The organism is Mucilaginibacter sp. CSA2-8R, from assembly GCF_038806765.1.
Taxonomy (GTDB): Bacteria; Bacteroidota; Bacteroidia; order Sphingobacteriales; family Sphingobacteriaceae; genus Mucilaginibacter.
Genome location: NZ_CP152389.1, coordinates 2,530,418 through 2,541,772, shown reverse-complemented (window position 1 = coordinate 2,541,772; position 11,355 = coordinate 2,530,418). Strand labels below are relative to the sequence as shown.

Genomic DNA, 11,355 nt, shown 5'->3' with positions numbered 1-11,355 from the left:
GATATACGCAAGTTGTCCCTTGTTTAGTTATAGTTTATGAAATACATTATAATTGCAGGACTAATACTCTTAACGATCGCATGTAATAGTAGTGGAAGCAAAGAGCATAGGGCACAGTCTGCCATTAAGCTTTATATGCGGGGTATAGAGTATGATGGTGGCTCCTATCAGCCTATTTCTTTCGATACGCTAACTTATGATACTACCGGCCTTTACTGGCAAGAAAATAGAGAAGGCATAAAATTGGATAGTGTAGTTACAAGCCTTTATGACACTGTCGGTATATTTAACAGAAAAGTCGATTCGCTGCTCAATAAAGCGCCCAACCGTTTTCAACTTCGTCAAGCCGAACATTATAAATCAATTGCGGAACGATATAATAAAAAAGCAATGTTAGCAGATTCTATACTTCAAAGTAAAGGAGCTAAATATAAAGGCAAAACGATTCATTACAATATGGTGCATACATTCAGAGCAGACTTTGGATTTGGATCAAAAGGCGTTTTCAAACGGTCATTTAAACTAGACACGGGATTCACTGTTATTGATTTTAGTGAGATGGATGTAAAGAAATGATCAGTAATTAACATTACCCATGTTATTTTGTAATATGATCTAAGAAAAGTAACTCATTAACTGCTTAATATTTAACTCATTTGAGATAAGGCCCCTTTGTTCCACGACGTGCAGATGCAGCGTATTTTTTCTGATTCAATCACTTTCGCCGACTGTTACCCCAAACGTGCTCCCGAAGAAATCTTGAATTTATATGAAATTGAAAAGCATCACGAGGATTTTGATCTAGCGGAGTTTGTAACAACCTATTTTCATATTCCGGAGCCTATAAAAACTGATTACACCAGTAACCAGTCGCTACCTACCGTCGAGCATGTCAACCGGCTTTGGCCACTGTTAACACGCACTACGGAGCCCAATTCTTCCTTGCTGCCTGTTCCACACGCTTATATTGTTCCGGGAGGCAGGTTTAGAGGCTTATATTATTGGGATAGCTACTTTACCATGTTGCGTTTGCAAACTGCAGGGAAATATGATCTGATTGGAACTGCCCATGCGCGACGAGTACAGTCAGTTTATCGGCGGTTTATTGGCGCAGGTTGAATCTTGTGCTTAGATTTAGTAATTGTAATTTATTGGTAATTCAAAAAAAACAGAAAACCTAAGTATGCTTAATTAGCGGAGGTCAAATATTGCTTATAAACACAAGCCGTAAATGTGTTTATACCGCTCAAAAATGCCAGGCGAATTTTAATTTAGGTGGCAGAAGATTTCCTGAATTTTTTCTTTCAGTAAACTTTAATCTGGAGGTTGGCCAGCAAGCGTCTGCATAATTCAATATTTTCAGACTTCCTCCAGAATTTGAATATACCTTTAAATAAAAAAGTTGTGAAACTGTTAGTTATTGAGGATGAGGGCGGCTTGCGCGAAAGCATTGAGAGTTATTTTGCCGAAGACGGCAATGTTTGCGAGTCGGCCATCGACTTTAATTCGGCGATGCATAAGGTTAACTTATACAGGTATGATTGCATCATTCTGGACATCACGCTGCCTGATGGAAGTGGTTTGGACATCCTCCGGCATTTAAAAGAGCAAGAGCATAATGAAGGAATTTTAATTGTATCGGCCAAAAACTCGTTAGATGACCGCCTGACTGGCCTTGACCTGGGTGCTGATGACTATCTTACCAAACCATTTCACCTGTCAGAGCTAAAAGCTCGGGTAGCTGCTATTGTGCGCCGCAAATCTTTTGACGGCAGCCGCCGCTTAAAACATCGCGAAATTGACATTGACTTGGCTGGTAAAGAAGTAAAGGTAGAAAATGTAAATATTAAGCTAACCCCGAAAGAGTATTCGCTTTTACTTTACTTTTTGGCTAACAAGGGCAAGGTAGTATCTAAAAATGCAATTGCCGAGCATCTTTGGGGAGATAGTATTGACCTGGCCGACAATTTTGATTTCCTGTATTCGCACATCAAAAATCTGCGTAAAAAGATGGTTGAGGCGGGCGGAAAGGATTATATTCAGGCTGCCTATGGTATGGGTTATAAATTTACTGATTGATGAAACTGCTTCACCGTTATAACCGCTCAACTATACTGCTCACCGTTACTATTATGCTGTTTGCGGCGGTAGTCTATTATTTTGCGATAAAGCTGGTGTTATCCAGGCAAATTGATAAATCGCTCAGGGTTGAAGAGCGCGAGGTATTAGACTATGTGCGGATCAACGCCAAACTGCCGCAGATTTTTTATACAAACCACCAAACCACCTCCTTTGCATTGGTAAAGTCGCTGGTGCCCCGCCGGTTCATTGATACCGTTTACATGGACTTGAAAGATGATGAACTGGAGCCTGCCCGGGCCATTTACACATCCGTAAAGGTTGGGCTGCAGCTTTACCAGGTTACCGTTGTTCAATCTATGGTTGAAACGCAAGACTTAATTAAGGTTATCTTTTTAATTACGCTGGGTTTAATCATTGTATTGCTCACAGCATTGTTTATCTTCAATCGGATCATTCTTTCTAATATCTGGAAACCTTTTTACACTATACTCGATCAGTTAAGATCTTTTACATTATCTAGCGGAGGCCCTATCCCACCCGTAAACTCATCAATCGATGAATTTAAAGAATTGAACAAAGCGGTAATCGTTATGGCGGCACGTGCCAGGGATGATTACCAAGCCCTCAAAGCTTTTACAGAAAATGCATCCCACGAATTGATGACTCCCATCTCTGTGGTTAACTCCAAACTTGACACCTTTGTGCAAACCGGAGCTTTTTCGGATGAACAAAGCCTGCTATTGAGTGATATTTATAACTCGGTAGCCAAACTCACTCGCCTAAACCGGTCGATGTTGCTATTGGCAAAAATTGAAAACGGGCTGATTACCGACAAGCAGCCAGTAAAACTGGACAAAGTAGTTAGAGATACACTTAATCAGTATGAGGACGTTATCACTGGTCTTGACATTAGAGTGAATGTAGATCTGAAGCCTAAAACACTTGATGCGAGTTTGCTTTTAATAGAAGTATTAATCAGTAACTTGATGGGTAACGCCATCAAACATAACGTGCATGGCGGCATAATTAGCATTGAACTAAATGAACACCATATACGGTTTACCAACAGCGGAAAAGATATCGGAGCATTAGACGTACGCACCTTGTTTGACCGGTTTAAAAAATCAGCATCATCAGACGGTACAGGTTTAGGACTTACCATCAGTAAAGAAATATGCGACCATTACCGGTTTACACTTTCTTACCGTTACGCTAACCGCTGCCACGAGTTTACGGTAACGTTTACATCCACCAACTAAATCTTGCGCTTACCTTACAGCATTGTCTAACATTATATAGCCATGCTTAACTTAAACAATTGTAAAAACTGCTTATATAACAGTGCTCAAATGCAATTGCAGTTGTATGCGCCGAAACAAGTGCTAAGTATATCTTTTTAGTAACGTTTTGTTGCAAAAGAGTACTTCAACGATCGGTTCCAATTAGTTGCCTGACGCTTACAATGCGATTCTATGAGTTAAGCTCTCTACAGTAAGAAGTCTCGCTATATTCAATACTTACCGGTCTTAGCATCGCTTCTAACTCAACCGACACCTATTAAACTTCATTAGTAAGCAAGAATGACTTTATTTATTGTATGACTTTTACGTAAAAATATTGTGCGATAAGGGATATTAAATGTTTGTTGTTTTGATGATGGTATTTCTATCAAGCTGTGCTTGTCGTTCACCGTGTTAACGGTTCCCCCTTGGCCAGGTATCGTTGGACGAAAAACTGCTTAAGTCCGTATCGTACCTATAATCTCGGTTGTAATTCATAGCTGTGTAAGCTTTTTTACAGCCCTCCGTCTTGATGTGCCCCCCCTACCAAATCCGCTTTAAATCCCGTATCTTTGCGGCCATAAAAGCAACCCTATGTTAAAAGGATTTTTTAATGTGCCGGTACCTGTAAACGAGCCGGTATTAAACTATGGTCCGCGCAGTTTAGAGCGTGCCGCTTTAAAGGCAGCCTTAGAGCAGGCCCGCGCTCAGCAGGTGGACATCCCAATGTATATTGGCGGCGAGGAAGTACGCACCGGCAAAACGCTGGAAGTACGTCCGCCGCACGATCATAAGCATTTACTGGCCACTTACCATGAGGGCGATGCCAGCCATGTACATGCTGCTATTAATGCTGCACTGGCGGCCAAGGCTAATTGGGAAGATATGCCCTGGGAACACCGCGCGTCTATCTTTTTAAAAGCGGCCGATTTGCTGGCCGGCCCATACCGTGCTAAAATTAACGCAGCAACCATGCTGGGCCAATCTAAAAATGCCTACCAGGCCGAAATTGATGCAGCTTGCGAGTTTATTGATTTTCTGCGCTTTAACGTGCAATACATGACGGAGATTTACGCCCAGCAGCCCCTTTCGGGTAAAGGTGTTTGGAACCGCCTGGAGCAGCGCCCGTTAGAAGGTTTTGTGTTTGCCATTACGCCATTTAACTTTACTGCTATTGCCGGTAACCTGTGCGCAGCACCAGCCATGATGGGTAACGTTGTTGTTTGGAAGCCTGCACCTACCCAGGTGTATGCTGCCAACGTGATTATGCAGGTATTTAACGAGGCTGGCGTGCCTCCGGGTGTCATCAACATGATAAGTGTGGATGGTCCGGTGGCGGGCGATATTATTTTTAGTCACCCTGATTTTGCAGGTCTGCACTTTACAGGTTCTACTCATGTATTCCAACATTTATGGAAAACTATTGGTAACAATATTAACTTGTACCGCAGCTACCCGCGCATTGTGGGCGAAACCGGTGGTAAGGACTTTGTGCTGGCCCATCCAAGCGCCGATGCCGACGTGGTGAACACCGCGCTGATACGTGGAGCGTTTGAATATCAAGGACAAAAATGTTCGGCCGCTTCGCGTGCTTATATTCCGCAGTCTTTGTGGCCTGCCGTTAAAGAAAAACTGCAGCGAGACATTGCCTCGCTTAAAGTAGGCCCGGTTGAAGATTTTGAAAACTTTGTAAACGCCGTGATTACCGAAGCCTCATTTGATAAGCTGGCCAAATACATCGACGAAGCTAAAAGTAACCCAGAGGTTGAAATTGTTGCCGGTGGCATTTATGATAAATCAGTTGGTTATTTTGTTGAGCCTACTGTTATCCAGGTGCAAGACCCTTACTACGTAACGATGTGCGAGGAGTTGTTTGGCCCTGTATTAACAATTTACGTTTATGAGGATGCTGATTTTGAGGAAGTGATGAACATCGTCGACAAAACATCGGGTTACGCATTAACCGGTTCTATCATCTCGCAAGACCGTTATGCCGTTGCCCAGGCTTCACAGCGTTTGCGCAATGCGGCTGGTAACTTTTACATTAACGACAAACCTACTGGTGCCGTGGTTGGTCAGCAGCCATTTGGCGGCGCCCGCGGCTCGGGTACTAACGATAAAGCTGGCTCTGCACTTAACTTGCTACGCTGGGTATCGCCGCGCACCATTAAAGAAACCTTCGATCCGCCGAAGGACTACCGCTACCCATTTTTGGATAAAGAGGTATAGGCATTGGATTGAGCCAAGAGCCAGGATGAGTCGGCAAGTCAATAAGACCGAGAATCCGGTTGGTAAAAATAGAAAAAGCCGAAAGTTAGGAAGATTTCCTGGCTTTCGGCTTTTTGTTGGAGGAGTTTAATATTCTTATCGTACACCCCTGTTCTGTACTCTTGACACCGACCTCTTATTTTTCCAAATTTCCTTCACCGTCTTTTTCTGACACTTTTTTTCCTTCGATGCCTGCATCCACATTAAGTTCATAAGATGGCGTAGAGGCATCGTAAGCACGGTTCCAGGCTTCTACCTCACCATCTTGTTCATTTTTTTCAGTGTCGTTAAGCGCGGCGTCGCCGAGGCTGGTATCCTGAGGGTCACGGCTGCTCGCTTTTTGATCTTCTTCGTCGTTAATAGGTACGTTGTTATTATCTTCAGTAGCCATAATAGTGTTGTTATGTTGTGATATTAAAAACAACAAACGGTGGCTTTGTTTGGCCAAAAACTATTTATCCTCCATCTGCGAGTATTGCTCAGGGTCGCGCATGCGGATGCTTACGATCAACGATAAGGCAACGCATGCCGTTAAGTACCAGTAAAACCATTCGGCGTGGCCGTAACTTTTAAACAACAGCGCAATGTACTCGGCCGTACCACCAAACAAAGCTACAGTTAAAGCATACGGGAAACTTACACCTAATGAGCGCACATGAACCGGAAAAAGTTCGGCCTTAATAATGGCCGAAATGGAGGTATTTAAACTTAAAATGCCTAATGCCAGTATAACAAGTAAGGCAGCCTGCCAAACTTCGCGGGTGTTACCCAACAAACTTATAATAGGCCAGGTAGTAAGCAATGCCATTGTGCCATATATAAAAATTATGCGTTTACGCCCGGCATAATCAGCCAGCAAACCGGCCAGTGGCTGCAATAACATAAAGGCAAACAGGGCTATGGTAGTTACCAGAGTGGCATCCTGCTTGCTAAAACCTGCAGTGTTCACTAAAAATTTTTGAATGTAGGTCGAAAAGGTGTAGTATGATACAGTTAGCCCTACAGTATATCCTACAATCGTTACTACCTCCCGGCGGTACTTCCGCAACTCTGCCATCGTCCCGCGTCTATCAGTGCTTACAGATTCTTTGGTATAGAATTCGGTTTCCGGCAAATTGCGACGCAGGTAAATGGCCGATAGGGCCAGCAGGCCGCCTATAGCAAACGGAATACGCCAGCCCCAGGCAGTCAGCTGCTCGGATGTGAGCAGCCAGCGTTCCATCATCATCAGCAAGCTCAACGCAATTAATTGGCCCATGGTCGTACTTACGTATTGAAAACTGGAGTAAAATCCACGACGGTGTGGTGGCGCAATTTCGCTTAAATAAGTAGCCGCCGTACCATACTCGCCGCCTATGCTTAAACCTTGCAGCATGCGGGCCAACACTAAGATGACTGGCGCTGCAATACCAATTTGTGCATAACCTGGCACCAGTGTAATCATCAGCGAGCCGGCACTCATTAAAAGTACCGACAATGTAAGGGCAGCTTTACGACCACGGCGATCTGCATAACTACCCATTAGCCAACCGCCAATGGGCCGCATTAAAAAGCCAATAGCAAATATACCGGCAGTATTAAGCAGTTGTGCCGTTGCGCTTTGCTTTGGAAAAAACACACTAGCAAAATATAATGAGAACACCGAATAGGCATACCAATCGTACCACTCAATTAAGTTACCGATTGAACCACCTAAAACGGGTTTAAGCTGATTTATTTTAGAAGCCACCGTAGGCATAGCAGACATGAAACGGGTTTGGCACTAAAATACAATTTGCGGAAAGCTGTGCAACGGCTTTTGCGAAATACTTCTAAATATAAAGCTGCCGGTAAACATAAATGCTGATGCAATGTTTAACGTCTAACACTCATCTATTATTTACATCATGGACGAACAACAAATTATCACGGGTGCTACCGAACAGGAGGTCTGGGATAAAATTTCCGCCGAATTAGCCACAGAAGAAGATATTTTAACGTACGATACGATTATCAATTATGGCGGGCGTAATATTGAATTATACATTGACATTGATTTGGGCGGAGGTTTTGAAGGTGGATCTGAACTAACACAGTTTAGTGCCTTGCTTAACGTTAACCACAATTTTAGGTTTGCCATGCATGATGAAGACTTTTTAGACAGCATTGGTAAATTTTTTGGCTTGGAGGATGTTAAGTTGGGTTATCCTGAACTTGACGATCGCCTGGTGATTAAAACCAATACGCGCGAAAAAGTAACCGCCTTATTTGCCGATCCGGAACTACGGGCAGTATTTACTGAGCTGGAAGATTTTGATTTCGGAATACATTCTCACACGCCCGAAGACGCTGACGAAGAGCGCACGTTTTTAGAACTTAACATTGATCAGGGCATCACTGACATTGCAACACTACACCGCATCTACCATGCATTTTTAGAAATACTGAAGGGCTTAGAAGCATAACCAACAGAAAAAATAAATGACAAGGGCTTCTTTTGCTGATGTGGAAGGGCCTTTTTTTATTTGTGTGTTTACCCGTAACGAAGCTGACATTGCCCGAGTCAGTTTTTAAGATAAACGCCGTTAAACACGGGGAGATGGCGAGGCAATTGGGAAAACTAATGCAAATAATTGAACGCAACTATTAAAATTAACCTAAACGATGGGGCAACTGGATGTTTACCTTTGTCCCACCTCCCGGTAACGAGTTGATCTCTATCCTGCCTTTTAATAGTTTAACTTTACTATTAACCGAAGACAAGCCGATGCCATTAGATTTAATATCCGGTTGCATCCCTTTGCCGTTGTCTTCAATAACAATATTGATGCTGTAAAGAGCAATTTCAACATTTACTTTGCCGATGCTGGCCCCGGCATGTTTCAGCACATTAATCATCAATTCCTGTATAATGCGGTAAATGGCCACCTCCAAGTCTTTGTCCAGCTTAACTTCAAGACCGGTAAAATGGCATTGAAATTTAGTGTCGCCGCTGAGTTGCCGGCAAATATCCAGCATGGCTTCCTTCAATCCGAAATCTTCGAGCACGGCTGGCATCAACTCATGCGAAATCCGACGTGTTTCGCGGATACAGTCGGTAATGAGCTGTTCGGTATGGCGCAACGCTTCCTCGTTGGCCGGCATCGGGTTTTTAGTACTTATTTGGTTTAAGCTTAGCTTTACACCATAAAGCAACTGTCCTAAGCCATTATGCAAACTCTCGGCTATGCGCTTCCGTTCTTTTTCTTGCGACTGCAGCGTGACCTTAAAAATCTCCTGCTGCTGCGACTCTTCAAGCGCCAGGCGTTCATTATTTAACTGCCGGTTACGCTCCTGTAGTTCCATCTGCTCGGTTATATCTTGCGATATACCGATGATATGGGTAGGTTGCCCCTGCTCATCGCGTAAGTAAACGGTACGGCGCGTTTTTATCCAGTGCAGTTGTTGATGATGATCATATAAGCGATAAGTCAGACCAATTACTTCTCCACGGTCGGAAACCTTTAATGCCTGTATATTATCTCTAAAAATTTGTTTGTCATCGTTATAAACCACCGTTTCAAAAAAAGTTTGTCCAAGTTCTTTGATCTCTAATGCAGTCTTGTCAAATAACTCTTCAATTCGGTTGTTTACGTAAACCATCTGCAGCGTGAGCAGGTCAATTACATACAACATATCGGGTGCGGCATCGGCAAAACCTTTAATCATGGCGGTGTCTTTAATGATCTGCTCTCGCGACCGGCGACTTTGCGTGATGTCTCGATAAACGCCCATTAATTTCGTCATCCGTCCTTCTACATCAGGTGTGCTCCTCACTTTAACTCTCATGATTCGATTTTCGCCGGCAACGAGCATCTCCACTACCTGTTCCGTCAATTCCTCACCATTTCTAACACTCTGAATCATAGCTGCAACAGCATCACTGCTTTTTGGGTGTACATACTGTAATAAGGTATCTGGCAATACTGGTGTGCCAGATTTTACCCTAAACAAGCGGTACATACCCACCGACCAAGTCATCACTTTAGTACGCAGGTCATATTCCCAACTGCCCATTTGCGCCAATGCTTCCGATTGTTCCATCAGGTTTAAACTTCTTGATCGCTCTTCGGCCGCCAGCTTTCGATGTGTTATATCGAGGTTACTGGCAATAAGGGTATCATCTACCCGAGTAACAGCTGTTGCATACCACCGCTCCATGCCGTCTTTTACGTACCGGTATTCGGATGTTTCGGGCTCACCGGTTTGCATCACCCGTACCAGCATGTCATAAAGACCAGTATGTCTTATTTCAGGATATTCTTGCATGGAAAGCTTACCAGCTAAATCGCCTCGGCCCGCCTCGGTTTCAAGTTCCTTATTTACCATCTGCAGCCTAAAATCAACTATACTGCCGTCATCGTTCCGTATCGGTTTTAATATTGAAATGCCTACCGGTGTAATGTCTAGTACATGCTGCAGCAATGCGGGTGGGCTGCTTACAGGTTGCGAAGCAACGTCATCTGTATTTGCCAATTCAGCCGGCACTGGGATCATTGTATCTGTCGAAATTGAATGATGAGAGCGACGTTGGGTTCCAGGTATTAATTGGCCCAGTGCAGGTTCCTGTTCAAACAGCTCTTGTAAATCAGGTTCAAAATACAGTTCGTTTTGTGCTGCTGCGTGGCAATGTTCGGCGTGGATGTAGCTTAGCAAAGCCGTAATCCATTGTATATCTGTATCAGTAAGCGATTGTTTTAAAGACTCTCTTACCCTGTGGGCGTGTTGTGGTAATAGATATATATTTCCCAACAAGAGCAGCATGTCAGTTTCGAGCGGAGAGCCGGGCTCGGGCAGTTTGGATAAGGGTGCATACTGTTGAAAACGTTGCAACGCCTCCTCTGCTGATTGCTGATTAGGCAGCGGAAGCTGCAATAAGGCGATAACATCGCTTACGCTTTGCGGCTGCACAGTTGCATTACCTGCCGGTTTACCACGGCCTGTTAAAAAACCGACATGCCTTGCCAAACTGTACGACGCTGGCGCCATGCGCGAGAGGTATACGAAAATACGTTCTTTGGTAACGGCCGGTAACGGGTTGTTGATGTAGGCCGTACGCGCATACGCCCATAAAGCCGCCATAGCACCCGGAGCCGACCAGGCAGGATTAAAAAGGTTAGGTATTACCCCAAAACACATACCGGCCTCGCGGCGGCAGGCATCAACTGCGAGCCATGTACCCGATGGCTCGCCGGACCACCGGTCGCCCACCTGTCCCGACAAATTGTTAGTTTCCATTTATTCATCCATTATTTATTTACGCAACCTCTAACACAACGCATTATCAACATATTAGGCAGTTATTTCTTTATTCAAAATACCTGCATCAGCATCAGATGAAATAAATTAATTTGTTCTTTAATCAGGAAAATATCAGTTTTACTACAAGTGCCGCGTGTATAAGTTTTATTGTTTAATATAATTAGATAAACAATAACCTATATAAATATTATATACATTAAAATAGGCTACTGACACTGTTATGATGTAAATATCATGAATATTTACATAAAAATATCTATTGAACAAAAGCGCCTCAAATGCAGGTGCTACAAATTTTAAGAGACTATTAACACTGTTTTAGTTAAAGTAAGAAGCAGTCTCTTAAGAATAAGTAAATGTAGAGAAGACAATAAATTCTAAAGCCTGCCCGTCTACTCAATTAAGAAACTGCCTTACACTTTTTAAAAATAACGATACAAAATAT

General features: G+C 43.4%; 9 protein-coding genes. 6 read left to right on the top strand and 3 right to left on the bottom strand.

The window, feature by feature from the left end; genetic code table 11:
• The first annotated feature begins 36 nt into the window (after positions 1–36).
• The 5 genes from AAGR14_RS10535 (at position 37) to pruA (ending at position 5,591) form a co-directional block, all read left to right on the top strand.
• Complete coding sequence (locus AAGR14_RS10535; RefSeq protein ID WP_342648555.1) at positions 37–576, top strand: hypothetical protein; 540 nt, start codon at positions 37–39, stop codon at positions 574–576.
• A gap of 114 nt (positions 577–690) precedes the next feature.
• A complete protein-coding gene (locus AAGR14_RS10530; protein ID WP_342648554.1) occupies positions 691–1,119 on the top strand; it encodes a trehalase family glycosidase in 429 nt (142 codons plus the stop codon).
• Positions 1,120–1,404: 285 nt separating this feature from the next.
• The gene (locus AAGR14_RS10525; protein WP_342648553.1) at positions 1,405–2,079 is read left to right on the top strand and encodes a response regulator transcription factor; all 675 of its coding nucleotides are present in this window, start codon (positions 1,405–1,407) and stop codon (positions 2,077–2,079) included.
• Positions 2,079–3,341 carry a HAMP domain-containing sensor histidine kinase gene (locus AAGR14_RS10520; RefSeq protein WP_342648552.1) on the top strand — a complete coding sequence of 421 codons (1,263 nt, stop codon included), beginning with the start codon at positions 2,079–2,081 and terminating at the stop codon, positions 3,339–3,341. The genes AAGR14_RS10525 and AAGR14_RS10520 overlap by 1 nt, the downstream gene beginning before the upstream one ends.
• A gap of 615 nt (positions 3,342–3,956) precedes the next feature.
• On the top strand, positions 3,957–5,591 hold the full coding sequence (gene pruA / locus AAGR14_RS10515) for an L-glutamate gamma-semialdehyde dehydrogenase (RefSeq protein WP_342648551.1): 1,635 nt from the start codon (positions 3,957–3,959) through the stop codon (positions 5,589–5,591).
• Positions 5,592–5,766: 175 nt separating this feature from the next.
• Here the strand turns inward: pruA and AAGR14_RS10510 are convergent, their stop codons facing one another.
• Positions 5,767–6,021: a hypothetical protein gene (locus AAGR14_RS10510; RefSeq protein WP_342648550.1), complete on the bottom strand. Its 255-nt coding sequence runs from the start codon at positions 6,019–6,021 to the stop codon at positions 5,767–5,769.
• Between the two features lie 60 nt (positions 6,022–6,081).
• On the bottom strand, positions 6,082–7,377 hold the full coding sequence (locus tag AAGR14_RS10505; RefSeq protein ID WP_342648549.1) for an MFS transporter: 1,296 nt from the start codon (positions 7,375–7,377) through the stop codon (positions 6,082–6,084).
• Between the two features lie 139 nt (positions 7,378–7,516).
• On the opposite strand from AAGR14_RS10505, the gene AAGR14_RS10500 reads away from it, so the two are divergent.
• Positions 7,517–8,074 (top strand): hypothetical protein, encoded by a 558-nt coding sequence (locus AAGR14_RS10500; RefSeq protein ID WP_342648548.1) that lies wholly within the window; start codon positions 7,517–7,519, stop codon positions 8,072–8,074.
• 187 nt (positions 8,075–8,261) lie between these two features.
• Here AAGR14_RS10500 and AAGR14_RS10495 read toward each other — a convergent pair whose 3' ends face one another.
• The gene (locus AAGR14_RS10495; protein ID WP_342648547.1) at positions 8,262–10,886 is read right to left on the bottom strand and encodes a PAS domain-containing protein; all 2,625 of its coding nucleotides are present in this window, start codon (positions 10,884–10,886) and stop codon (positions 8,262–8,264) included.
• Between the last annotated feature and the right edge of the window lie 469 nt (positions 10,887–11,355).